Genomic DNA, 25554 nt, shown 5'->3' with positions numbered 1-25554 from the left:
GTAATATCTGTCCTTGTCATTTTTAAAGAACAAAAAGAGATATTTCAAATGAAACGTTTAATTATAGGTGTTAGTAATTACATGCCTGAAGACTTTAGCTTATTAGCTGAATCTTTAGATGAACAATTTAATCGTCACTTACTGCCTTTAGAACAAGTTGAATTAACCGACGTTGGTGCGGCTATTATTACGTCAGCAGACATTAAAGCGGGTCTGCACAGAATGATTTCGGAAACAGGGTACGGAATTCCTGTTTTCTTAGTGACCGATGAAACTCCAGTTTCGGCAGAAGATTACGTTTGGTTAACGGGGGTTATTGATTTAGAAAGACAATCTATCGATTACTACTGCCGTCAAATTAATGAAGCTGTGACTAAATATGAGTGTCGTCTGCTCCCTCCTTTCTTCAAGCAATTAACGCACTACGTTGAGATGGGTAACTCGGCGTTTGACTGTCCAGGGCACCAAGGTGGTCAGTTCTTCAAAAAACACCCTGCTGGTAAACAATTCTACGATTTCTTTGGCGAAAACCTATTCCGTAGCGACTTGTGTAACGCGGACGTGGACTTAGGTGACTTACTGATCCACGAAGGTTCTGCACACCAAGCGCAAGCACACGCTGCAAAAGTATTTAACGCTGACAAAACTTACTTCGTACTTAACGGTACTTCTGCTTCAAATAAAGTGGTGTGTAATGCGCTAGTAACTGAAGGTGATTTGGTATTGTTCGACCGCAATAACCACAAGTCGAATCACCACGGCGCGTTAATCCAAGCGGGTGGTATGCCAGTTTATCTAGAAACGGCGCGTAACCCTTGGGGCTTCATTGGTGGTATGGATGAGCACTGTTTCGATGAAGAGTATATTCGTGCTCAAATCGCGAAAGTATCTCCAGAGCGTGCACGAGATGAACGTCCGTTCCGCCTGGCCATCATCCAGTTGGGGACTTACGACGGTACAATTTATAATGCTCGTTACGTCATGGATAAGATTGGCCACCTTTGTGACTACATCTTGTTTGACTCGGCATGGGTAGGCTACGAGCAGTTCATCCCTATGATGAAAGATTGTTCGCCACTGCTACTGGATCTGAAACCAGAAGATGCGGGTGTGATCGTGACCCAGTCTGTTCACAAGCAACAAGCTGGTTTCTCTCAAACGTCGCAAATCCACAAAAAAGACCGCCATATCAAAGGCCAAGCTCGTTACTGCAATCACAAACGCTTTAACAACGCGTTTATGATGCACGCATCGACATCTCCTTTCTATGCGTTGTTTGCTGCATTGGATGTGAACGCGAAGATCCACGATGGTGAAGCAGGCTTACGTTTATGGAGCGACGCAGTTAAGACAGGTATCGAAGCGCGTAGAGAAATTCTCAAAAGTTGTGAGTTAATTCGTCCGTTCATTCCAAATGAAATTGAAGGTCAACCTTGGGGCAGTTACGACACGGATGTGATCGCGACCAACAAGAAGTTCTTTATGTTCGAGCCAGATGCAAACTGGCACAAGTTTGAAGGTTATGGCGAAGGTCAATACTTTGTTGACCCATGTAAATTGTTGCTAACCACGGCAGGCATTGCCGAAGACGGCAGCTACGCAGATTTCGGTATTCCGGCAACGCTATTGGCGAACTTCCTTCGAGAAAACGGCATCATCCCTGAGAAGTGCGACTTGAACTCCATCTTGTTCCTACTCACTCCTGCCGAAGATATGGGTAAGATCCGTCACCTTGTCGCGCAAATCAACCGATTTGAAAAATTCATTCGTGATGATGCACCTCTCAGTATCGTGCTACCAGGCGTCTACGAAGCGAACAAAGAGCGCTACCGTGGTTACACCATCCGTCAGCTATGTCAGGAAATGCATGACATGTACAAAGAGCTGAACGTGAAACAGCTACAAAAAGCGATGTTCCGCAGTGAATACTTCCCACAAATGGTTCACAAACCAGACGTGGCAACACGTAAATACTTCCGCGGTGAATGCGATTACCTACCACTTAAAGAGGCCGTCGGCCGCGTAGCCGCCGAAGGTGCACTGCCTTACCCTCCAGGCATTATCTGTGTGATCACTGGTGAAATCTGGACTCAACAGGTGGTGGATTACTTCTTATCTCTAGAAGAAGGCATCAACCGATTCCCAGGCTTCGCGCCAGAAATCCAAGGTGTGTACCTTGAAGATGTCGACGGTCGCACTACCGCACATTGCTATGTCCTAAAAGATTAATCTACCCGTTCGCACCACGCTCCGGCGTCGGTGCGAACCGCTTATTCGTGGAGAATAATTTATGAGTACTGAAACTAAAAAAATGTCGGTGGTGCAGTTAACCATTCTGACGTTCATCAATATGGCTGGCTCCGGTATTATCATGCTGCCAAGTAAACTGGCGCAGGTGGGCACCATTTCTGTGTTGTCTTGGCTGATCACGGCAGCGGGCTCTTTGGCGTTGGCTTATGTGTTTGCAAAATGTGGTCGCTTTAGTAAACGTGACGGCGGTATGAACGGTTACGCGTCTTACGCATTCGGTAAATCGGGTGCGTTTATGGCGGGCTGGACTTACGGTTTGTCGCTCCTTATTGCGAATATTGCGATCGCGATTACCTGTGTGGGTTACGGCTCCGCATTTTTTGAAGTGACCCTATCTCCGGTCGAAACCTGTTTGTATACCATCGCCATTCTTTGGATTTGTACTTTCGCTAACTTCGGTGGTGCGAAAATCACAGGTCAAATCGGTACCTTCACGGTATGGGGTGTGATCCTACCGGTATGTTCGCTAGGTATTGTTGGTTGGTTCTGGTTTAACCCAACCATGTACATAGAAGCTTGGAACCCACACCACCTACCATTTGGTGAAGCTGTGAGTGCTTCTATTGCCATGACACTATGGGCGTTTCTTGGTCTTGAATCGGCATGTGCGAACTCAGAAGCGGTAGAAAACCCAGAGAAGAATGTACCAATCGCAGTATTGGGCGGTACGTTGATTGCTGCGGTGGTTTACATTGTATCGACAAACATCTGTTCTGGTATCGTTGCAAACTCTGAGCTTGCCGCTTCTACCGCACCATTCTCAACCGTATGGTCTGTGATGCTTGGCTCAGCAGCAGGTAAAGCGGTTGCTGGTATGGCGGTATTGGCTTGTGCGGGTTCTCTATTAGGTTGGCAGTTCACTATCGCGTCAGTGTTCAAATCATCTTCTGATGCGGGCTTCTTCCCTAAATTGTTCTCTCAAGTGGACAAACGTGGTACGCCAATCAAAGGTATGGTGGCCATCACGGTTATCCAATCGGTGCTGTCTTTAATGACTATTTCTCCAACGCTGAACGAGCAGTTCGAAGCGCTGGTTAACCTAGCGGTAGTAACGAACGTTATTCCTTACATCCTATGTATGGGCGCAATTTTCATCATGCAGCAAGTGGCGCACGTGCCAGAGCGCGAGATGAAAACCACCAACATTATCGCTCTGATTGGTTCCCTATACAGCTTCTACGCGCTATATGGTTCCGGCTACGAAGCGATGATGTGGGGCTCAATCGTCACCTTCCTAGGCTGGAGTGCTTACGGTCTGATTGCTGCCAAGCATGAGCCTTTAGCAAATTAAAAAATAATAATGAAAGAGCCTTCCCAAACGCGGTGTGGAAGGCTCTTTGTTTTTAGGCGCTTATGCCAAGCCCAAGTCAGAACAAGGCTCTTGGGAATAAATATCCAATGATGTGAAAACTCATTTTCGACATTTGGAGGACGAAAGATGATAAGTCAACCTGTTAAAATCGGTGACGATACCGCCGTAGTCATTCCAAGCGTAATCCTGACTCAACTCGGGATAAGGGAAGGAGATACCCTAGAAATCGCACTGAATAAAGACAAAATGGAAATCAAGAAGATGGTGTTGAAAACCAGCGCTCCAACTTACTCTGAAGAAGTTAACGAGAATTGAGTTAGAGAATCTTGGTTTGTCGGATACACTACTGGTTTCGCAAAACTGGCGCTTGCCGCTGTCTTTGAACTATCGATAACAACAATAAGAGGTAAGGTACTATGCAAGGTATCCTCTCTATACAATCTCATGTTTCTTTTGGTCATGCTGGTAACAGCAGTGCCGTTTTCCCAATGCAACGCATGGGCTTCGAAGTATGGCCGATTCATACCGTTCAATTTTCTAACCACACGCAGTATCAAGAAGGCTGGACTGGGCGAGCGTTTGCGGCTGAAGACATCAGCGAGTTAGTTCGTGGTCTTGGAAACATCGGTGCATTGGAAAAATGCCAAGCTGTGTTGACGGGCTACCAAGGCAGCGCAGAGCAGTGCCTTGCTGTTGAAGAAACCGTGACGAAGGTGAAGCAAGCGAACCCGAACGCACTTTATGTTTGCGACCCTGTGATGGGCGCGCCAGACAAAGGCTGCATTGTGGCACCGGGTATTGCAGAAAACTTGTTAAACCGTCTGATGCTAATGGCAGATGTGATCGTGCCTAACCAGTTCGAGCTAAGCCAATTTGCAGAGATGGAAATCCACTCGTTAGACGATGCGATCACGGCATGCCAACGTGGACTAGCGAAAGGTCCAAAAATAGTGCTAGTGAAGCACCTTTACTGCCTAGAGAATGGCAGCTTCAACATGTTACTGGCAACGCAAGAAGGCATTTACTTAGCGAAGCGTCCGCAGTTTGAGTTTGCCAAACAGCCTGTGGGTGTGGGTGATCTTATCTCGGCTATCTTCACCGCTGGATTATTGAAGGGGTGGTCTCCTAAGCAAGCTTTCCAACACTGCCATGACGCGTGCTACGGGGTATTAAGCGCCACTTACCATGCAGGGGAGTGGGAGCTGCAAACTATCGCGGCACAGCAAGAGTTTGTTGAGCCAAGTAAGCATTTCTCAATTGAAGAGGTGGCTCTGGCCACCGCGTAATTGAGCGCAAATAATTAGTATATAAAAAAGGGGAGCCATCATCGGCTCCCCTTTCTATTTATTCTGTCAGTCTTACTGAGCTTTTTGCTGTTCTGATTTACAAACTGCTGCTGTGAAGACAACGTCTGTTGAACTGTTTAGTGCAGTTTCAGCAGAGTCTTGAATCACGCCGATGATGAAGCCAACCGCTACAACCTGCATTGCTACGTCGTTTGAGATACCAAACAGACCACACGCAAGTGGGATAAGTAGTAGCGAGCCACCTGCAACACCTGATGCGCCACATGCAGAAACCGCAGCCACAATACTTAGCAGTAGCGCAGTCAGTAGATCAACTTCAATACCCATAGTGTGCACAGCTGCAAGCGTTAGCGTTGTGATAGTGATTGCAGCACCAGCCATGTTAATGGTCGCACCTAGTGGGATAGATACTGAGTATGTATCTTCGTCCAGTTTTAGCTTCTCACATAGTGCCATGTTTACTGGGATATTCGCCGCACTTGAACGAGTGAAGAACGCGGTTACACCACTTTCACGTAGGCAACGGAATACAAGTGGGTAAGGGTTTTGCTTAGTTTTAACGAACACGATCGCCGGGTTTACAACGAGTGCGATGATCATCATAGCGCCAAGAAGAACCGCCAGAAGGTGTGCGTAGCTTGCTAGTGCGCTAAAGCCTGTTGTTGCGAACGTTGAAGCAACCAGGCCAAAGATACCAAATGGTGCAAGACGAATGATAAAGCGAACAATGTGAGACACGCTGTGGCTAAGATCTTCAAACACTGCTTTCGTTGTTGCAGATGCGTGGTGTAGCGCAAGACCCAGACCCACACCCCAAGCAAGAATGCCGATGTAGTTTGCTTCTACTAGTGCATTTACTGGGTTGTCGACCAGTTTAAACAACAGTGTGCGTAGAATTTCAGCAATACCTTGAGGCGGCGTTGCACCTTCAGCGCCGGTGACAAGCGTTAAATTGGTCGGGAAAAGGAAGCTTAGAACCACTGCTGATAGCGCCGCGAAGAACGTACCCATCAGGTACAGTACAACGATTGGACGCATGTACGTGTGCTGGTTTTTCTTTTGGTTCGCAATTGAAGCGGCAACCAAAATAAACACAAGGATTGGCGCGATCGCTTTAAGAGCACCAACAAAAAGGCTACCAATTAATCCTGCACTTTCGGCATGGCTTGGGGAGATTGTGGCGAGCAAAATACCAAAGACAATACCGACAAGGATCTGGACGACGAGGTTACCACGAGCAAATCGGGCAACGAGGCTGTTGTGTTGCATACATCATTCCTGCAATTTTATGCCAGAGCGAGCAGGGCAATAGTCCATCATTACACGGCGATAATGCCCTTGTATTGCAAGGGGTGAGCATTGCTTCTGGTCACTAAGACACATGATTATCAATTATCCTGTTTTTATAAATTCAGCCATTTTCTTGCTGAATATCACATATCTTAGCTTGGTAATATTTTGTGTCTAGTTTTAGTTTGTTTTTGGATTAAATGTTTGCTCAATGTTATTTAAATGGGATTTTTATGTTGAAAATTATCATTAGTTATGAGTAATGGTTTTTAATAAAGTTGTTAAAAAGGAGACTTTCGTCTCCTTTGATTTTATTGACAACTCAAACGTAACAAATCAATAACTTTGTTGGCGCCTGCGCTTATCACTCATGGCATTTCGAGTGAGTTTCCCGAACTGTCGACTTTGAGCTCGTTGTTCTGCCAAAGTCGCGCCGTTAAAGGCTTGTTCTCGCAATAGTTTTTGATAGTTATTGAAACGACGAACCTCCAGTTTGCCATTTTCAATCGCAGCTTGAACTGCGCAACCCGTTTCAGTTTGATGCTGGCAATCACCAAAGCGACAACGCTGAGCGAGAACCTCAATGTCAGAAAATGCCTCACTGACGCCCACTTCGCAGTCTGCTAGTTGAAGCTCGCGCATTCCCGGAGTATCAATCAAGATGCCGCCATCAGGTAATAGATGGATAGAGCGCGATGTGGTTGTATGTCGCCCTTTGCTATCGTCTTCACGAATATGCCCAGTCGCCTGTTCTTGCTGCCCGAGTAATGCATTCACAAGAGTTGATTTGCCAACGCCTGAAGAACCGATAAAAGCGACGGTTTGCCCCTCATTACACCAACTCATGAGCTTAGAAGTACTTTCTGCATCTAAGCCGTTGACCGTCTCAATGACTAGCAGAGGGTCTAGCTTCTGTACTTGGCTTTTGAGTTCATTGACGTCGTCACACAAATCGGCTTTGGAAAGCACGATGACGGGTTCGACTTCGGCTTCATGAGCCAAGGCGAGATAGCGTTCAATACGACTTAAATTGAAGTCGTCGTTAAGGGAACAGACGATAAAAACGGTATCCACATTTGCGGCGATGAGTTGCTCTGCCACTTTGCTGCCTGCTGCTTTGCGGCTAAAGAGGCTCAAGCGATCCAGTAAGCGAACAAATTGCTGATCGTCATTTAAGATAACCCAGTCTCCGACGGTCATATTGGGTAGAGAGTGGTGGGCATTAAGATGAACTTGCCCAGTTTCTGTCGCCAATAAGTAACCACTTCGGTGGTGCGCAATCACACGAGCAAAGATAGTGTTGTCGTAATCGTCTAGTGTCAGTTGTTGCTGAAAAAATGGTTTCCAACCCAATCGTTTTAGTGGGTTTGAAGTTGAAATTAATGTGTCACAAAAAGTATGTGTTTGATTCATTGTTGAATTATCCCAGACGCAAAAAAGCGCCTTAATACAAATCGCATTAGGGTCTAATTCGGATAGAGTTGACCCCGGTGAAGACCGGGCAGAGAAGGGGAGTTGTGGTTATGCCACAGAGTTGGTTCTGTTAGGGTTACCCTTGCGATGCCCAGTTAGTGTTATTCAATACAATCATCTTGTGTCCTCTTCGTTGGCTAATAAATAAGTGAGTTAATTAAGCCAAAAGAGTATAGCCGCCCTTTATCTTAGAGGGTAGCTATACTGCGAAAATATTAACTTTGTTTTGTGATGCGCTCTTCCATAATCTGCGAATACGTGTTGGCTTTTAAGCCGTATATGATTTGGACATGACGCTCATCCAATATCACGATGCCATGTGCGCCATGATTTTTGAGTGCATTTTTATCTATGATGGACGTCGTTCTGAGGGTAAGACGTAGCCGAGTCGCGCATGCTCCGGTTTCTAGCAGGTTTTCTATACCCCCAATGGCGTCAATGATCGTATCGACGTCTTGTTCGACATTGGGGTTGGTTTGAGTTAGGAAACTGAAAAACTGTTTCAGCACTGACTTAACTGTCATTTGAGGAGCCTTCAGTCGTCAGTTTTGAAATGGCTTCAACAATCGGTGCCGGCGAGAGTGTATGCGGTACCTTGGTGATTAACGTGCCATCCGGCTTCAAGAAGTAAAAGTAAGAGCTGTGATCAAGCGTGTATTTGAGCTCCGAGCCTTCCAATTCGGTTTTTCGGAAAATAACACCATAGTTGTGTGCCAAAGGTGTGGTTACATCAAGCGGTGCCGATAGGCCTTCAATCATTGGATGGAAGTAATGGGCATATTTCGCCGAGGCATCGGCCTCATCACGCTCTGGGTCTAAAGAAATGAACATTGGGCGCAGTTGTGCTTTTTGCGCTTCATCGATTTGATTCAGGGCTCCTGCCAGCATAGCAAGCGAAGTGGGGCAAACATCTGGGCAGCGAGTAAAACCAAAATAGACGACTCGAATGCGAGGGTCATTCACATCGAAGATATTGACGGCTTGGTTATTTTCCCCAAACAATACCGTTTGTTGAGAGGTGGAACTATCCACTTGCTCTGGCTTCGTTTTCTGATTATCTAAATAGCTTTTTACGCCAAACCCGAGGGCGAAAGCAACTACGAGAAATAGGGACCAATTGCGGCTCATAACGATTCCTTATCTTTGCATTTTTATAGCAGGGTAAACGGTACTCTCTCCATCACTGAGTTCACCAACCCAGGTCATGGCGTCTTGAGTGCAAACCGGCAGAATGATGTCACCTTGATATCGACCGGGAGCGACTTGCTTCAGTAAAAACTTGGGTTCTCCCATCTCCATTTCTCTTCCTGAAAGGCTTAGGACGAGTTGCTCAGCATCGCTTGTGTGCCACTCAACATTCAGAGTAGTAGGGACCAAGGGTTGAGCAGTATCTGCGTTGAGCGTCATCGTAACATTCTCTTGAACGCACGAGGCAGTAGAGAGAACGCAATACTCATCTATCGGTTTGATCGGAGTGGATGAAGAAAAGCTTTTTAGTAAAGTTGGGGCATAAAATCCCGCAACCAGTGCGGCTGAAACAGCGGCGATTTGTAACACTTTCATTAAGGTTCAGCATTTATCACTTAACATTACCTGCATCGTAGCACAGAAGCGTCATTCGCCAACTCGTGGCCTAGATAAATTGTGCGTTGTGCCTCGATGCCAGAGATCAAAATAACCGCGCGGCTTAGGGGCTTTTGAATCAAGCCCATAAAGATTTTCAATTGCGATGATTTTCTCTTAGCCAACAAACAAAAACGAAGCCAATTGGCTCCGTTCTTGTTTGTTGATTCCGTATTGATTTGATACCGCAGTTACTTGTCTGAATCTGCGAATTTTTCGAGACTCAAAACCAGCGCAATGGCAGCAAGCATCATCACAACGGCAAGCACTAACTGAGAAGGTTGTGATGTCACGTGTTCAAATTCAAATGGTGATAGGTTGTGCTGTAGCAAGGGCACTTGCTCACCCTTTGAATTGGTGCGCCAAGTGATGGTTTCTTTCCAAGGCCAAATCTTTGGTAACGTACCAATCATTAAGCCTGTTAAAAACATCAGAGTGAAATCGCGGAACTTGCGTAGTAACCACGACAATAGATGCGAAAAGGACAGCAAACCAATCACACAACCTGACAAAAACAGCGCCAATGTATCGACTTGGAAACCTTTCACGGCGGCTAATACAGGTGCATACATCCCAATCAATAACAAGATAAAGCTGCCAGAGATGCCCGGTAAGATCATCGCGCAAATCGCGATAGCACCAGCGAACAATGTGTTAATCGCCGTTGGTTCCATGTGCAGAGGTTTAAGCACGGTGATGCTGTAAGCAAACCCGACACCAACGAGTAAAGTCACGAAGCGGATAAGATCACGTTGTTCAACTTGACGAATAATGTGATAGACCGATACCAAAATCAGACCAAAGAAAAATGACCAAAGTGGGATCGGGTGTGTGTCAAGAAGCCAAGTGATCAACTTTGCTAGTGTAGCAATGCTGGTGAAAATACCGGCAAACAGAGCGATAAGGAAGAAACCGTTGATGTGATTAAAGGCGGCTTTAACCCCTTTTTTTCGCCAAATAGAGAAAAGTGATGGGTTAATGCGTCGAATGCTCTCAAGCAGCGTATCGTAAATGCCGGTGATAAACGCGATGGTGCCGCCTGATACGCCAGGAACAACATCAGCTGCGCCCATGGCGATTCCTTTGAAGAAAGTAATTAAGTAGTTCATTGCTCTAATGCTAAGTCGTTTCGATGGCACAGAGTATACAAACATTGCGACGAAAAAAGTATGAAATAGTGCTGTAGCTAATAGGTTTTATATCCAAGCAATTGCTTATTTTTGTTACAGGTTATGAGGTGATTCAAATACAACGATATCTTAATATTTGGTTTACATTATTGAGATGATTAACTGTACTATCAATGGCTACGTTTGTTGCATTATGCAAATGCAATTTGATAATTTAATTTGCGTTTTGCTATATTTTATATAGACAAATTCACTTTATATGAGATCCTGTGCCCAAAAATAAGTCTTTGCATTTTGGCATGATTAATGCATAATAATGCTCGACCCTTCTTAAGCCGAGGGTCACCTAGCCAACTGACGTTGTTAGTGAATACAATTTGTTCACACTAAATATAAGCCAATCGCGATTATTGCGGTTGGCTATTTTTTTATATGAACAACGTTACTTACGTGCTTTGCAAATTGCACTTCCCTCGTTCTAGACTCATAAAAAAGGGCTGACGCATCACGCCAACCCCTTGTATTTCACTTTAGGTTTTAATCTGTTTTCTTGAGCTGATCAGTACCCCATCAACTGGAGTAAATTTTCAGCTGTCACAATGGCCTCTTTACGATTGGCGATATTGAGCTTTTGGTACAAGTTGCGAATGTGGGTTTTAATCGTGGTGCCTGCCACATCAAGCTCTTGCGCGATTTGCTCATTACTGAAACCAGAATAAATCAAACCAAGCACCTGCCACTCACGTTGAGTCAGTGGGCTTGTGCGAACTAGTTCCGGTACGTTAGGGTGGTTTACCAGCTTCTCAATGAAGTCTTCATCAAAGTGAATAGAGCGGCTGCGCTGATTGGAGGAAATATCCTTCATCAATTGTTGAGCGCGGTGACGTTCTAGATCGCCTAACTCATGGCGGAGGCTTAACTTCTCCAGTAGCCCGCCAATGGTGGCGCCATCAATGAGGAAATTACCTACCATCCCCGTCTGGTTTGTCATCACTAACGCTTCTTTTAGCAAAGCTTTTGCTTGCTCTTCGTCTTTTTGACGAGCAGCAAACACCGCTTCGACCACTAAGTTGCGATTAGTATCTGTGATCAGGTTGGTTCGACGAGCTTCACTTTGGAGGAAATCCAATGCTGCGCGCGCTTCGGTATATTGACCTAAGTTGATGTGTGCTCGTGCAATGTTGCGCCATTGCAATTGTGAAAAGTGGTTGCATGCCGATTCAGGACGAACTGCAGTGTTGAGCCATTCTTGCATTGCATCGGTATTCCCGCGCGCTTGCCAAAACAGGATCAACGATAGTGAGGCGTTTGCTGTCCAATCTACGTGGTAAGTCGACTGCTTCATCAAATGTTGAATGTGCTCAATGAATTTACCGGCTTTGTCTAGCTCGCCACGGCCAACCGCAATACGCGCCAGCATCGAGTAGCTGTGTAAGTGTTTACTTGGCGAATGGTTTTCGAGAATTTGTAGACCTCGGTAGGCACATTCCTCTGCTTCATCAAGTCGGTTCCAGCACCAAAGCACTTGCGCTCGAATACGCAGCAAAAACTCGTGCAGAGGAACATGTTGAAGTTGCTGATCTTCAATCAAACGGAATGCGGAATCTTGCAGCTCAAAGGCGGCTTGTACGTAACCTTGCGCAATCAAAATCTCGCTTTGTTGTAAAATCGCCCATAACGCTTGGTGGTAAACTTGGTACTGACGCGCCAATTTTTCGGTTTGTTGCATCATCGGTAACGCGCGGTCGAGTTTACCTAGCACGTGGTTAACTTCGCCAACAACCGAAGTTGCCACAATGCGGCTACGGTAAATCGTGTTATCAAGTTGGCTAAGTGCTAGCTCCGCTAATTCGAGTGCTTTCTCTGGTTGGTTGCTGTTGATAGCTACTTGAGCAAGCAGCGCGTTTGCTTGACCTTGATAATGAATATCTAACTCAATGTTACGCTTTTTATGCTCCTCTTCCGCTTCTTCAAGCAGGTGGCCTACTTGGTTATAACGGTGCTGACTTTGAGCCAACCAAGCTCGGAGCATCGTAAGTTTTGGGTGGCTGAACAGAAGCTCAGCATCCAACTTATTAATTGAGCTTTCCAGTGTGCTGAGCTCGCCTTGGTTAAACATCTTCCAGCCGAATTCGTTTAGAATTTCTACCACCAAGTCTTTATCGTTCGACTTTTGTGCATGGTGAATCGCTTGGTGCGGTGCTTTTTGTTGTAACCAGGCAACAGCTGCATTGCGGTGGAGATCTTTTTCTTGCTGAGGAATACGCGCTTGGCGCTCATGAGACAAAAACTCGCCAAATAAGTTATGGAATCGGAACCAGTTTTGCTCCCCTTCGAGTGGGTAGATGAATAAGCCGTAGCGGTTTAATGATTCGATCAAACCAAGCGCATCTTCGCGTTGGGTGAGGGCAAACACCAACTCATCATTGAAGTGGTCAAGCACGGAAACTTGCATCAAGAAATGACGAGTTTCGTGATCGAGTAGGTCAAATACTTCTTCGACCAAATAATCCCACAAATGCGCGTGATTGAACTGAGATACCGACTCTACGGTTTGTGCCAATGTACGGTTTTGATGTTGCGCTTGCAACGCGATCAACTGCATCGCCGATGGCCAACCTTCCACATAGGTTCTGAGGCTGTTTGCCATGTCTTCGTCGATGCCATCAGCAATACGCTGATTAAAGAAGCGAGTCGTTTCTTCGGTATCGAACGCCAACATCTCGTTGCCGATTTCGATCATTAAATCACGAACACGTAAGTTTGCAGTACCCAGAGGCGGCGCTGCACGGCTTGTTACCACAACGGTAAGGTTGTCTGGCATGTGTTTTAAGAAGAAACGCATGGATTCATGAATTTCATCATTCGTGATTAAATGGTAGTCATCAAGCACCACGTAGCACTCTTGATGAAAGTCAGCCATTTCCGCGAACACTTCGCTGAATAAAGAACGTAGAGAAGAGATCTGGCGTTTTTCCGCCAGTTTTTGTGCGTTAGAGCAACTGAAGTTGGTGGCTTTGTTTAATGCTTGAAGCAGGTAATTTACAAAGCGAAAGCCGTCGTTATCGCTGTCATCAATGCTGTACCAGCCGACGTTTGGTTTATCGGATAGCCACTGCGCTGCCATGGTGGTTTTTCCGTAACCTGCTGGGGAGCGGAACAAAACCAATTTGTAGTAAGGCGCTTGCTGTAGTAAGTCCAACACTCGTGGGCGCACGATGGCATTGTGCAGGCGTCCTGGTCGAGTAAGCTTAGATGGAATCCACATTAGTAATTATGTCCTTATTTATGTATACCCAAGTGATTGCGACGTGATCATTTCAGTAAGGCCCCCTCGAAAGCTTCGTCTTACTGAATGATGTCATCAGCATCAAAAACTGCTTGAATGCCGGTTAATGTCGCCTCTTGTTGGGGCTTGCATCCGTCTGAAAAACCATTCCATACGGTCACTTAGATATAAAAGCTAGCGAAAACTAGAAATAACTCACACCGCCTAATTCTAGTTTGTATAAAAAGCGTACAATCCTGTGAGCCGTGTGGGATGTTACGACATCAGAAATGTCCGTTACTTTGATCCACTTCCTAATTCTCAAGGGTTGATGGATTTACCATCAACTACGCCCTTTATTTGTGATTCTTGTCACTTAAATATCGTTTGTGTCGTTAGCGTTAAGAACGCGTTGCACATCGATTATGAAAAATCTTTCCATGTTAACCAAGTTAATGTGACCAATATTACAATTTTCACATCATCAGATGAGAGGGCTATAAAAAGCGTCATGAACGGGTTTTAACTTTTCTCATATTCCATTGTGATCAAAATCACTAAGAACTGTAGCAAAGCTCACTTTGTTGAGATTTGGATCACTAACCTAGCAATGGTACCCCCTCTACGCCCTCAGCCCTCCTCCTTCAAAGGAGGAGAATTAGGAGGATGTTTATTCACAGAGGTAAATGCACGATGTATGGCAGATGAATTACCAAAAGACGTGAGAATTTCGTAATGAAACCTACTCAACAAAAACAATTTGACAAGAAGTCGTTCCAAGAAAGCGTAAAGAAACACCTATCTGTAACTTACGCTCACACGATTGAAAACGCAGACAGTCGAGCTTGGTACCTAGCAATGGGTCATGCACTGGCTGAGTTCACTACTTTAGATTTGCTTGCTACTGAAGAAGATCCACGCATTAAAAGTGCGAAGAGCGTTAACTACCTTTCTCTAGAGTTCCTTATCGGTCGCTTGACGGGTAACAACCTAATCAGCATGGGTCTGTACGAACAAGTAACAGAAGCAATGGCTGAACTGGGTTACAACCTAACTGACCTGCTAGAAGAAGAACGTGACCCATCATTGGGTAACGGTGGTCTTGGTCGTCTAGCGGCATGTTTCATGGATTCATGTGCGGCACAAGAATTCCCAACCGTCGGTTACGGCTTGCACTACGAATACGGTTTGTTCAAACAGTCTTTCAAAGATGGTCGCCAGCAAGAAGCACCTGACGCATGGCGTGGTGTAGAAGGCTACCCTTGGGAAATTGCTCGTCCAGAACTTGCACAAGAGATCGGTTTCTACGGTCACGTTGAAGTGGTTAACGAGAACGGTAAAGAAGTTCGCAAATGGGTTCCTGGCATGTCTGTAAGAGCAATGCCTTGGGATCTACCAATTGTGGGTTACGAATCAGACACGGTTTACCCGCTACGTCTTTGGGAATGTCAGGCAATTGCACCATTCTCGCTAGCAAGTTTTAACAACGGTGACTACTTCGAAGCGCAGCACGCACTGATCGACGCAGGCAACATCACTAAAGTGCTTTACCCGAATGACAACCACGAGAAAGGTAAAACACTGCGTCTAATGCAACAGTACTTCCACTCTGCTGCGTCTGTACGTGACATCCTACGTCGCCACGAAGCAGCTGGCTACTCGCTAGCGGATCTACCGAAGCAAGAGACTATTCAGCTTAACGATACGCACCCAACGATTGCGATTCCTGAGCTAATGCGCATCCTGATGGACGAAAAAGGTCTAACTTGGGAAGCGGCTTGGGAAATCAGCTCTCAAACATTCGCGTACACAAACCACACGCTACTTCCAGAAGCACTAGAGACATGGCCAGAGTCGCTAATTCAGCATCTACTACCACGTCACATGGAGATCATTTACGAGATCAACCACCGCTTCCTACAAGACGTACGTGCAATGTGGCCGGGTGATGTCGCGAAACAACAGAAGCTTTCTATCATCGAAGAAGGTTTCCACCGCATGGTTCGCATGGCAAACCTATGTGTAATTGGCTCTTACGCAGTAAACGGTGTAGCGGCACTTCACTCTGAATTGGTTAAGAAAGATCTGTTCCCAGAGTTCCACGAAATGTACCCAACACGTCTACACAACGTAACGAACGGTATTACGCCACGTCGTTGGTTGAAGTTCTGTAACCCAGGTCTTTCTAAGCTAATCACAGAGAAAGTCGGTCCAGAATGGCCAGCGAAACTAGAGCAACTAGAAGGCATCGCTAAGTACGCCACTGACGAGAAATTCCAGAAAGAATTCATGGCAGTGAAGAAAGAGAACAAAGAACGCCTAGCTAACTGGGTGAAAGAGAACATGGGTATCGAACTCGATACTAATGCGATCTTCGATGTTCAAATCAAGCGTCTGCACGAGTACAAGCGTCAGCACTTAGACCTTCTACACGTACTGTCTCTGTACCATCGCATTATTAACGAACCAGGCTTCGAATGTGTGCCTCGCGTTGTGTTCTTCGCAGCGAAAGCGGCACCGGGTTACCACCTAGCGAAAGAAATCATTTTCGCTATTAACAAGATTGCTGAGAAAGTGAACAACGACCCTCGCATCGGCAACAAGCTGAAAGTGGTCTTCATTCCTGATTACCGTGTGAGCATGGCTGAAATTATTATTCCTGCGGCGGACGTATCACAACAAATTTCACTTGCGGGTAAAGAAGCATCAGGTACTGGTAACATGAAGATGGCGCTTAACGGTGCCCTAACGATCGGTACGATGGATGGTGCTAACGTTGAGATTCGTGAAGAAGTAGGCGATGAGAACATCTACATCTTCGGTCTAGACGTTGAAGGTGTGAAAGCGCTGAAAGCTCAAGGTTACAACCCATTTGATTACTACAATGCGGATCACCTACTCAAAGCGTCTATGGACCTACTACTGGGTGAAGAATTCACTCCAGGTCAACCAGGCTTACTGCGTGCAACGTACGACAGCCTACTAGATGGTGGTGACCCGTACTTATGTCTTGCGGACTTTGCATCTTACGTGAAAGCGCACGAAGACATGAGCGAACAATACAAAGACCAAGCTGGCTGGGCGAAGAAAGCCATTCTTAATACCGCCCTTGTCGGCAAGTTCACCTCAGATCGCTCAATTCGCGACTATGTGAACAACATCTGGAAACTAAAAGCGGTTCACCGTTAATAGAACAGAGTTAAGACCAAGGTAGCCAAGCGCTACCTTTGGTCATTTTCCAAAAGAAGTTATTGATAACAATAAAACCCTACATGGAAGGTGTTGGTATTACCTTCGGAGAAAGCGATGAAAGAACAAACAGCATTAAAGAAAGTCGCGGAAATGGCGAGATTGGCTGATAGCTATGTCAGTGCTTGGGGAGATGAGGCAAAAGTGTCTGAGGAGACGCTACGCCGCTTGCTCGCTTCGCTTGGCTACGATACTAGCAGCGATGAAAAACTATTGGCTTCTGCTGAAAAGAAACATAAAAAAGACGTACTAGCCCCTGTTCTTGTTTTACGCGACGGCGAACCAGTCGAAGTGGAACTAAACCTAGGTACGAGTGCTCGTGAGAGTGAATTCAGCTGGCGTTTAGAAACAGAACAAGGAGAGGTACTTGAAGGCTATCTTCAGTCCCAAATTGTTCGTGATGAGCGTGCTGAGGGTGGCCCTCTAGTGTTTGCATTGCCAAAGAACTTGGCTTGGGGTTATCACAAATTGATTGTCAGCCGTAAGCGTCGTAAAACGCCTTACGAGATGTCATTGATCATCACGCCGAAAGCGTGTTTCAAACAAGACGATCTAAACCAACATAAAAAGCTATGGGGTCCTAGTATCCAGCTTTACACACTGCGTACTCAGCACAACTGGGGTATCGGTGATTTTGGTGACCTAAAACAGTTGGTGAGCGATATCGCTTCTCGTGGCGGTGACTTCATTGGTTTGAACCCGATTCACTCACTGTTCCCAGCGAACCCAGAAGGTGCGAGCCCATACAGCCCGTCTTCTCGTCGTTGGTTGAATATCATGTACATCGACGTAAGTTCTGTACCTGAATTCGCACTGAGTGCTGAAGCTCAGCAACGTGTTGGCAGTGCAGACTTTCAACAGCGTCTACAAAAAGCACGTGACTCTCATTGGGTGAACTACACAGAAGTTTCGCAACTGAAAATGAGCGTTCTTCCGCTGCTGTTTAGTGAGTTCAAAGCTCGCCATTTAGACAAAAACACCGACCGCGCTCGAGCATTCTTGGACTTTGTAGAAAAAGGCGGCGACAGCTTGTTACACCAAGCTGCATTCGATGCGCTTCACGCTGATTTACATGCAGAAGATTCAAACATGTGGGGTTGGCCTGTATTCCCTGAGAAATACCGCACATTCGACGCAGCCGGTACTCAGAAATACATCAAAGACAACCAAGACCGCGTTCACTTGTACATGTACCTACAGTGGATCGCAGACGATCAAATCAAAGAAGCGCAGTCACTGGCAGAAGAAAAAGGCATGGCTGTGGGCTTGTACCGTGACCTTGCTGTCGGTGTTGCCGACTCAGGTAGTGAAACTTGGGCCGACGACGGTAACTTAGTGTTAGACGCAAGTATCGGTGCGCCGCCGGATGTACTTGGTCCACTAGGTCAAAACTGGGGTCTGCCACCGCTTAACCCTCAAGTTTTAGAAGCGACTGGTTACGACGCGTACATCAAGTTGTTACGTGCCAACATGAAGCACTGTGGTGCACTGCGTATCGACCACGTACTTGGCCTGCTTCGCCTTTGGTGGATTCCAAAAGGCGAGAAAGCGACAGAAGGCGCTTACTTGTACTACCCAGTGGAAGATATGCTCGCAATCCTAGCGCTTGAGTCGCACCGTCATCAGTGCTCTGTGATTGGTGAAGACTTAGGTACTGTGCCAGATGAAATCGTCGATATCCTTCGTGATGCAGGTGTGCACTCATACAAAGTGTTCTTCTTCGAAACTTCGAAAGAAGACGGTGGGTTCATTTCTCCGAAGCACTACGCAGAGCAATCTATGGCGGCACTGTGTACGCATGACATGCCAACCCTGCGTGGTTTCTGGCACTGCGACGATTTGAAAATGGGTCGTGAGATTGGCCTGTACCCAGATGAAAAACAGTTGGAAGGCTTATTTGCTGATCGCTTGAAGTGCAAGCAAGGCATCTTAGACAGCGTTCGCTGGCACGGCTATTTGCCAGAAGGCATTGGTCATGATGCTCAGTACGTACCGATGGACTCGTACCTAAGCGAAGCGCTGCAACTGCACGTGGCAGCGGGTGACTCTGCACTGCTTAGCGTTCAGCTTGAAGACTGGCTAGAAATGGATCAACCGGTCAACATTCCTGGCACGGTGGATGAGTATCCAAACTGGCGTCGTAAGCTGTCGATGAACCTAGATGAAATCTTCAGCCGTGAAGATGTGAATCGCATTTCTAAACGCCTCACTGAAGTTCGCGCACAGGCGAGCAAATAAGATGCGTAGAGTGACGTAGATGAATGAGCGGATTACCAATTTTGTTAGCTCAGAGGTACGAAAGTTCCGTCTAGGTCACTCATTCCGAAAACACAATCCGTTAGGATGAAGTACCGTTATTATGCCCGCGACAATAGCGGGCATTTTTTGTTTTTGACATCGCTTGATGCATACATGTTTTAAGCGAAGTCTTTTGTGAGTTCACAACGTTGGCTGTGGAGAAACCGATGTTTGATTCAGATTTCTGGTCTTGAAAAGGATATTGGCTCTAGGGAGAAAGATTTGAAAACCACCAAAACCAAGAAAATAAAGAAACAACACGAACGCGCATATGAACTGCTTGCTGAGGCGGCTTACTCAGACCCATTTTCGGCGTTGGGGCCATTCATTGATGATGGCGAAGGATCGCTGCGAGTGTGGATGCCGGGCGCAAACAAGGTTGAACTGCTTGTTAATGGCGAACCTCGCGTGGCGCTTGAGCGTGATGGTGACAGCGGTTTCATCTTAAAAGAGCAACGCGATTTACACCTGACCCACTACCGTTTGGCGGTCGATTGGAATGGTGTTGAACAAATTATTGATGACCCGTACCAGTACCACAATATTTACCAAGAGTACGAGCATCTGCATACGCCCAAAGACATGTATCACTATATGGGCGCACACTTTGTCACGCTAGAACGTGGCGGTGAAAACATCTCCGGTGTTCGCTTCCTTGTCTACGCACCGCATGCATCGGCTGTTAGCCTTGTGGGGTGCTTCAACCAATGGGACGGTCGTCGTCACCCAATGCAACGTTTAGATTATGGCATTTGGGGTTTGTTCATTCCTGGCTTAGAAGAAGGCGTTCAGTACAAATTTGAGCTCAAAGGGCCAAATGGGGAAGGGCTGCCACACAAACAAGACCCTTGGGGTTTTTACTCTGAGCAGTACCCATCGTTCGCGTCCATTACTTACGATCACAAGCGTTACCAATGGCAAGATGCAAAATGGCAAAACCGCGCAGTGACACAAAAGCGTGATGAAGCGTTATCGTTTTATGAGCTGCATGCTGGATCATGGAAGCGCGACGAGAAAGGTGATTTCCTCAACTACCGCGAACTCGCGGAGCAGTTGGTGCCATACCTTGTGGATATGGGCTACACCCACGTTGAGCTGATGCCTGTTTCTGAGCATCCATTCTACGGTTCATGGGGCTATCAACCCGTTGGCTTATTTGCGCCAACTAGCCGTTACGGCTCTCCTGATGATTTCAAATTCTTCGTGGATGCATGTCACCAAGCTGGTATCGGTGTAGTGCTGGATTGGGTTCCGGCGCATTTCCCATCGGATGACCACGGTTTAGCAAACTTTGACGGCACACCGCTGTTCCACGACCCGGACCCACGTCGCGGTTGGCACCAAGATTGGAACTCATACATCTACGATCTCGGTCGTGAACATGTGCGTCGCTTCCTTGTATCGAATGCGCTGTACTGGTTTGAACAATTCCATATTGATGGCATTCGCGTGGACGCAGTCGCGTCGATGCTCTATCTCGATTATTCACGTAGCCACGATCAGTGGGTACCGAACGTCGACGGTGGCAACGAAAACTACGACGCAATCGCAACCTTAAAATGGATGAACGAAGAAGTGTACAAGCACTTCCCGAATGCTATGACGATTGCGGAAGAGTCAACGGCGTTTCCGGGGGTGTCTGCGCCAACCTTTATGGGTGGTTTAGGTTTTGGCTTCAAGTGGAATATGGGGTGGATGCACGACAGTCTTTCATACATCAAAGAAGATCCTGTTCACCGCAAATACCACCACAATACCATCACATTCCCGTTGGTTTATGCGCACAGCGAAAACTACGTCTTGTCTCTCTCTCACGATGAGGTGGTGTACGGCAAAGGCTCTATCCATAACAAGATGCCGGGCGATGAATGGCAGCAAACCGCAAACCTACGTGCATACTACGGTTACATGTATGGTCAACCGGGCAAAAAGCTGAACTTCATGGGCGCGGAAATCGGCCAAACGGCGGAGTGGAACCACGATGATCAGTTGCAATGGTTCTTGCTGGAATATGAGCGTCATCAAGGCGTTCAAAAGCTGATGCGAGATTTGAACCACTTGTACCGAAATGAAGCGGCGATGCACGATCAAGATTGTGTTCCTGCTGGTTTTGAGTGGCGTCTACAAGACGAAGCGGATGCGAGTATCCTAGCGCACGAGCGTATCAGTAAAGAGGGTGAGCGTATTCTCATCATCACCAACTTTACGCCCGTACCACACGAGCGTTTCCGTTTAGGTGTTCCAAATGCAGGTCAATACGAACTACTGCTGAACACGGACGACAGCAAATACGGCGGCAGCGATTTTAAAGTGCAGACCAGTGTGAAAACGGAAAAAGTCGAAAGTGAATCACTGCCTCAATCACTTGAGCTTCGTTTACCACCACTTTCAACCGTGTTCTACAAGCTGAACAAATAATTCAACCTAATCAAATTCTAAGCCCGTTTTACAATGTAAATCGGGCTTTTTTTGACCTATTTTTTACCTCGAAAACTTGTTGTTCCTGATTGAATCAGGCAAGCTCGCTGGTTTGTTTATCATCAATCGCTAATGCATTGGGGAGCCACACATGTTGAAAAGGCTTAAGTCATTTCTATTTAAAATGGTGTTGATATTGCTGATCGCCCCAGTCGTTTTGGTTGGTGTGGTGAAATATGTCGATCCACCAATATGGGGATGGAAGTTAAGCCGCATTGTTGTGCCACCAAAGAACTATCCAGACAGCAGCCAACACGAATGGGTACCCTTGTCGCGTATTTCAAAAAATATGCAGTTAGCGGTGATTGCGACCGAAGACCAAAAATTCCCTCATCACTATGGATTGGACTTCGAATCGCTATTCGACGTGATTGCCGAGGCAGGTGACAATGGCCCGTCGAGAGGCGCGAGCACGATTACCCAACAAGCCGCGAAAAATGTGTTTTTGTTTCCTTCTCACTCCTACGCTCGCAAGGCTTACGAGCTTTACTTTGCTTTGCTGATGGAGCTGATGTGGAGTAAAGAGCGCATTCTCGAAGTGTATCTAAATGTGGTTGAATTTGGTCCCGGTATTTACGGCGCTGAAGCGGCGGCGCAGAATTATTTTGGTGTCAGTGCAAAGCAACTCTCGAAGTGGCAAGCAGCGCGTTTAGCCGTGGTGTTGCCAAACCCATATCGAATCAAAGTCTACCCACAAAGTGATTACACTGCTCGCCGCACAAGATGGGCGATGAACCAAATGAGCAATCTTGGCAGCGTGCAACTTTAACTCCCTCAATCTATTGCGCTTAAATAGAACTACGCCCCTATATCAATAAAATGTGAAGCGTCACGACCTTTGGGGCGTAGGCAGTTAGAATGATGTGTTCAGTTTCTTATCTAGGCACAATTAGTGTGAATAAAACTAATAAATGTGCATGGTTACCATGTGCTGCCAATGGACTGAACGATGAAACTGAACCTGATTACCACTACTTTACTGCTTGCGTCGGCAAGTGCCATCGCCGAGCCTAACATCACCATTTCTACCACGACCAACAGCCGTGACTTCCCGCTAAGTGCAGAGCAGCCTTTGGTTGTGCCTCTAACCAAAGACGGATACACGCTTAAAATCACGGGCGTTGAAGGCGACTGCATTGCCCCCGATGGTCAGAAAGTGAAGTTCAATAAACCTCTTGCGCTAAACTGCGGTAAGCCAACGGAACTACCGTTAAAAATCCGTTTTACCGGCGATTACTCTTTCGCTTTTGATGCGGAAGCGAAAACACTGCGCTTTAAGCGCGAACCCAAGAAAGCCACCAAGACAGAGTTCAAACGCCCAATCCCACAAGTGCAATGTGAGGTTTACCAAGGCGGAGAAGTCACTATTGCGTTAGGTGATAGTTTCCCGGATGGCACCAAGTTGCGAGATGCTTACTCGGGGCAAATGGTTGAAGTGAAAGATCAGCAAGTATCGCTGACGCCAAGCAAAGACTCTGGCGGCCTAGTGCTTTTAGAGCCTGTACAGAAAACCAAAGAAGCGGTGCCATTTGATTATCGCAATGCCAACATTTACTTCGTGATGGTCGACCGTTTCAACAACGCAGACGCAAGTAACGACAACAGTTATGGTCGCAAAAAAGACGGCAAAGAAGAGATAGGTACTTTCCACGGCGGTGACCTTAAAGGCGTGATTGAGAAACTGGATTACATTAAGAGCCTAGGTACAGACGCGATTTGGTTGTCGCCAATCGTTGAGCAAGTGCACGGCTTTGTCGGTGGTGGCGATAGTGGTTCATTTCCGTTTTATGCATACCACGGCTACTGGACGCGCGATTTCACCAAGATTGATGAGAACTTCGGTAACGAAGAAGATTTAAAAACGCTGGTGGAAGAGGCGCACAAACGAGGCCTCAAAGTCTTGATGGATGCGGTTATCAACCATTCTGGTTACTCAACATTGGCGGATCTACAGTTCGACGGTATCGATGTGTTAAAGCCTAATGCCGATCTGCCCAAGAAATGGGGCGACTGGCAACCAAAAGCGGGTGAAAATTGGCATAGCTATCACCAGAATATTGATTATCAGAGTCCTAACTGGTCGAAATGGTGGGGCGGTGACTGGGTAAGAACAGGTCTACCGGGATACCCAGCTCCGGGTAGCAGTGATATCACTATGTCATTGGCGGGTTTGCCTGACTTTATCACCGAATCAGACAAAACCGTGAAGCCAGCGCAATGGTTATTGGATAACCCTGGTACTCGCGTAAAGGCGCGTGACAATTACACCGTCTCGGATTATCTAATTGAGTGGCAAACTGATTGGGTGAAACGCTTTGGCATTGATGGCTATCGCGTCGATACGGTGAAACACGTTGAAGGTGATGTGTGGAAACGCTTGAAAGAAGAGGCATCGAACAGCCTAGAGCAGTGGCGTAAAGAAAATGGCAAATCAGGTCAGCCGTTCTGGATGATGGGCGAAGTCTGGGGACACACCGCGTATCGCAGCCCTTATTTCGATGATGGTTTTGACGCGTTGATCAACTTCGATATGCAGAAGAAGCTAGACAAAGGCGCGGCGTGCTTTAGCCAAATGGCAGACACTTACCAAAGCTATGCGGAAACTATCGCGAACGAGAAAGACTTCAACCCAGTCAGTTACATGTCTTCTCACGATACGGAGTTGTTTTTCTCACGTTTTAAAGATTACGGCATGCAACGTAACGCGGCGAACGCATTGCTTCTTAGCCCAGGTGCGGTTCAGGTTTATTATGGTGATGAAGTAGGTCGTAACATTGGCCCTTACGCGGATGATTTCCACCAAGGCACACGCTCTGACATGGTATGGAAACTATCGGATGAGAAGCAAGCGCTGCTGAAACATTGGCAAACCCTTGGTCAGTTTCGTAAAGCGCACCCAGCGATTGGTGCGGGTCAGCACGAAGTGATTGAACAAGAAGGCGCGTATGTGTTCTCTCGTTCGCTTGGCAATGACAAAGTCGTCGTGGCGTTTGTAGGACGTAATAAGTAACTAAACGCTCTTTATGTCGATAAATAAAAAGCCCTTCCTTGAGTTATCAAGGAAGGGCTTTGTTGTTTTAGTTCGCCAGTTCTTGGTCGATGACTTTTTCTAGCTCGTCAAACGGCACATAGCCAGGAATGACTTGATCATTAATGATCAACGCAGGCGTGCCGCGTAAACCAAGTTGCGTGAAATACTGATAGTTCTTATCAAGCAGCGCTTTGGTCTCTTTGTCGTCGACAAGCTGCGCTTCTGTCCCTGTTTTCTTCGCGATTTGCTTTAACGAGCGTGCATCATGTGCGCCCGGTTTTTTCACCAATAACTCATGCACTTGTTCGTACTTATCTCGCTGTTTTTGCCAAACATTTAATGCGTAACTTGCCGAGTTGTAGCCGTTTTTCTCGTATTGTTCTTTAAAAGAGACATTGAGGTTAAGCACTTTTATCTGCGGGTATTCCTTACCAACTTTGACCAGTTCTCCTTCTAAACGTTTACAAAAAGGGCAACTGTAGTCCGTTACGTTAATAATGGTTAACTCTGGGGTTTCAGCTCCAAAAGAGGAATGTTTGCCATCATTTAGATATTGACGAACCTCCTTCAAGGTGTCGCCAAATGACTGTTGATACGCAATGTACTCTTGCAGGTTTTGGTGCAATGAATCAAGAATTTGAGGGTTCTCTTTTAGTATCTGAGTAATTTCCTCTAGCTTTTGTTCTGAGGTCTTTTCTGATGCGAAAGATACGGCAGGTACGATAGCCATCGTTAACGCCAAAAGTGTACGAGTGAATGTCATAATATTTCCTAAAACTTTTAGA

Annotated in this window: 17 protein-coding genes; 9 read left to right on the top strand and 8 right to left on the bottom strand. The window is 46.4% G+C overall.

What is annotated here, in order from left to right:
• The first annotated feature begins 48 nt into the window (after positions 1-48).
• The 4 genes from speF to pdxY all read left to right on the top strand — a co-directional run bounded on the left by speF (position 49) and on the right by pdxY (position 4908).
• The gene (speF, locus tag OO778_RS20170) at positions 49-2229 is read left to right on the top strand and encodes an ornithine decarboxylase SpeF (protein WP_264912705.1); all 2181 of its coding nucleotides are present in this window, start codon (positions 49-51) and stop codon (positions 2227-2229) included.
• A 61-nt stretch (positions 2230-2290) separates the two neighbouring features.
• Entirely contained in the window at positions 2291-3601 is a 1311-nt protein-coding gene (gene potE, locus OO778_RS20165) for a putrescine-ornithine antiporter (RefSeq protein ID WP_005396773.1), read from the top strand.
• Positions 3602-3748: 147 nt separating this feature from the next.
• Positions 3749-3937, top strand: coding sequence for an AbrB/MazE/SpoVT family DNA-binding domain-containing protein (locus OO778_RS20160; RefSeq protein ID WP_005396772.1), 189 nt, complete (start codon positions 3749-3751; stop codon positions 3935-3937).
• A 101-nt stretch (positions 3938-4038) separates the two neighbouring features.
• Positions 4039-4908 (top strand): pyridoxal kinase PdxY, encoded by an 870-nt coding sequence (gene pdxY, locus OO778_RS20155; protein WP_264912703.1) that lies wholly within the window; start codon positions 4039-4041, stop codon positions 4906-4908.
• Positions 4909-4980: 72 nt separating this feature from the next.
• Here the strand turns inward: pdxY and sstT are convergent, their stop codons facing one another.
• The 7 genes from sstT to malT form a co-directional block, all read right to left on the bottom strand.
• Positions 4981-6198 (bottom strand): serine/threonine transporter SstT, encoded by a 1218-nt coding sequence (gene sstT, locus OO778_RS20150; protein ID WP_005396770.1) that lies wholly within the window; start codon positions 6196-6198, stop codon positions 4981-4983.
• A 357-nt stretch (positions 6199-6555) separates the two neighbouring features.
• Positions 6556-7632, bottom strand: a complete 1077-nt coding sequence (rsgA, locus tag OO778_RS20145; RefSeq protein WP_074190341.1) for a ribosome small subunit-dependent GTPase A — start codon at positions 7630-7632, stop codon at positions 6556-6558.
• A gap of 275 nt (positions 7633-7907) precedes the next feature.
• On the bottom strand, positions 7908-8216 hold the full coding sequence (locus OO778_RS20140; RefSeq protein WP_074190342.1) for a PTS transporter subunit EIIB: 309 nt from the start codon (positions 8214-8216) through the stop codon (positions 7908-7910).
• Entirely contained in the window at positions 8206-8820 is a 615-nt protein-coding gene (locus OO778_RS20135; RefSeq protein WP_006740812.1) for an SCO family protein, read from the bottom strand. Before OO778_RS20135 ends, OO778_RS20140 begins: the two co-directional genes overlap by 11 nt.
• A gap of 9 nt (positions 8821-8829) precedes the next feature.
• Positions 8830-9255 carry a hypothetical protein gene (locus tag OO778_RS20130; protein WP_074190343.1) on the bottom strand — a complete coding sequence of 142 codons (426 nt, stop codon included), beginning with the start codon at positions 9253-9255 and terminating at the stop codon, positions 8830-8832.
• 251 nt (positions 9256-9506) lie between these two features.
• A complete protein-coding gene (locus tag OO778_RS20125; RefSeq protein ID WP_041853110.1) occupies positions 9507-10424 on the bottom strand; it encodes a DUF368 domain-containing protein in 918 nt (305 codons plus the stop codon).
• A 580-nt stretch (positions 10425-11004) separates the two neighbouring features.
• Complete coding sequence (gene malT / locus OO778_RS20120; RefSeq protein ID WP_005396763.1) at positions 11005-13713, bottom strand: HTH-type transcriptional regulator MalT; 2709 nt, start codon at positions 13711-13713, stop codon at positions 11005-11007.
• 735 nt (positions 13714-14448) lie between these two features.
• Between malT and OO778_RS20115 the strand changes: the two genes are divergently transcribed.
• The 5 genes from OO778_RS20115 (at position 14449) to OO778_RS20095 (ending at position 24748) form a co-directional block, all read left to right on the top strand.
• Entirely contained in the window at positions 14449-16902 is a 2454-nt protein-coding gene (locus OO778_RS20115; protein WP_005396762.1) for a glycogen/starch/alpha-glucan phosphorylase, read from the top strand.
• A gap of 117 nt (positions 16903-17019) precedes the next feature.
• A complete protein-coding gene (gene malQ / locus OO778_RS20110) occupies positions 17020-19200 on the top strand; it encodes a 4-alpha-glucanotransferase (RefSeq protein ID WP_203347823.1) in 2181 nt (726 codons plus the stop codon).
• 282 nt (positions 19201-19482) lie between these two features.
• Positions 19483-21678: a 1,4-alpha-glucan branching protein GlgB gene (gene glgB, locus OO778_RS20105; RefSeq protein ID WP_242446586.1), complete on the top strand. Its 2196-nt coding sequence runs from the start codon at positions 19483-19485 to the stop codon at positions 21676-21678.
• Between the two features lie 151 nt (positions 21679-21829).
• On the top strand, positions 21830-22507 hold the full coding sequence (gene mtgA / locus OO778_RS20100; RefSeq protein ID WP_005396756.1) for a monofunctional biosynthetic peptidoglycan transglycosylase: 678 nt from the start codon (positions 21830-21832) through the stop codon (positions 22505-22507).
• A 180-nt stretch (positions 22508-22687) separates the two neighbouring features.
• A complete protein-coding gene (locus OO778_RS20095) occupies positions 22688-24748 on the top strand; it encodes an alpha-amylase (RefSeq protein ID WP_264912698.1) in 2061 nt (686 codons plus the stop codon).
• A 67-nt stretch (positions 24749-24815) separates the two neighbouring features.
• Here OO778_RS20095 and OO778_RS20090 read toward each other — a convergent pair whose 3' ends face one another.
• Positions 24816-25532: a DsbA family protein gene (locus OO778_RS20090; protein ID WP_256950660.1), complete on the bottom strand. Its 717-nt coding sequence runs from the start codon at positions 25530-25532 to the stop codon at positions 24816-24818.
• Positions 25533-25554: the final 22 nt, after the last annotated feature.

The organism is Vibrio sp. STUT-A16, assembly GCF_026000495.1.
GTDB classification, from domain to species: Bacteria; Pseudomonadota; Gammaproteobacteria; order Enterobacterales; family Vibrionaceae; genus Vibrio; species Vibrio diabolicus.
The sequence above is the reverse complement of the archived record's forward strand: the minus strand, read 5'-3'. Positions and strand labels throughout refer to the sequence as shown.

What these genes read in the sequence shown, in the direction of transcription:
- speF (WP_264912705.1), top strand. Translation starts at nt 49, where the DNA reads ATGAAACGTTTAATTATAGGTGTTAGTAATTACATGCCTGAAGACTTT.
- potE (WP_005396773.1), top strand. Translation starts at nt 2,291, where the DNA reads ATGAGTACTGAAACTAAAAAAATGTCGGTGGTGCAGTTAACCATTCTG.
- OO778_RS20160 (WP_005396772.1), top strand. Translation starts at nt 3,749, where the DNA reads ATGATAAGTCAACCTGTTAAAATCGGTGACGATACCGCCGTAGTCATT.
- pdxY (WP_264912703.1), top strand. Translation starts at nt 4,039, where the DNA reads ATGCAAGGTATCCTCTCTATACAATCTCATGTTTCTTTTGGTCATGCT.
- sstT (WP_005396770.1), bottom strand. Translation starts at nt 6,198, where the DNA reads ATGCAACACAACAGCCTCGTTGCCCGATTTGCTCGTGGTAACCTCGTC.
- rsgA (WP_074190341.1), bottom strand. Translation starts at nt 7,632, where the DNA reads ATGAATCAAACACATACTTTTTGTGACACATTAATTTCAACTTCAAAC.
- OO778_RS20140 (WP_074190342.1), bottom strand. Translation starts at nt 8,216, where the DNA reads ATGACAGTTAAGTCAGTGCTGAAACAGTTTTTCAGTTTCCTAACTCAA.
- OO778_RS20135 (WP_006740812.1), bottom strand. Translation starts at nt 8,820, where the DNA reads ATGAGCCGCAATTGGTCCCTATTTCTCGTAGTTGCTTTCGCCCTCGGG.
- OO778_RS20130 (WP_074190343.1), bottom strand. Translation starts at nt 9,255, where the DNA reads ATGAAAGTGTTACAAATCGCCGCTGTTTCAGCCGCACTGGTTGCGGGA.
- OO778_RS20125 (WP_041853110.1), bottom strand. Translation starts at nt 10,424, where the DNA reads ATGAACTACTTAATTACTTTCTTCAAAGGAATCGCCATGGGCGCAGCT.
- malT (WP_005396763.1), bottom strand. Translation starts at nt 13,713, where the DNA reads ATGTGGATTCCATCTAAGCTTACTCGACCAGGACGCCTGCACAATGCC.
- OO778_RS20115 (WP_005396762.1), top strand. Translation starts at nt 14,449, where the DNA reads ATGAAACCTACTCAACAAAAACAATTTGACAAGAAGTCGTTCCAAGAA.
- malQ (WP_203347823.1), top strand. Translation starts at nt 17,020, where the DNA reads ATGAAAGAACAAACAGCATTAAAGAAAGTCGCGGAAATGGCGAGATTG.
- mtgA (WP_005396756.1), top strand. Translation starts at nt 21,830, where the DNA reads ATGTTGAAAAGGCTTAAGTCATTTCTATTTAAAATGGTGTTGATATTG.
- OO778_RS20095 (WP_264912698.1), top strand. Translation starts at nt 22,688, where the DNA reads ATGAAACTGAACCTGATTACCACTACTTTACTGCTTGCGTCGGCAAGT.
- OO778_RS20090 (WP_256950660.1), bottom strand. Translation starts at nt 25,532, where the DNA reads ATGACATTCACTCGTACACTTTTGGCGTTAACGATGGCTATCGTACCT.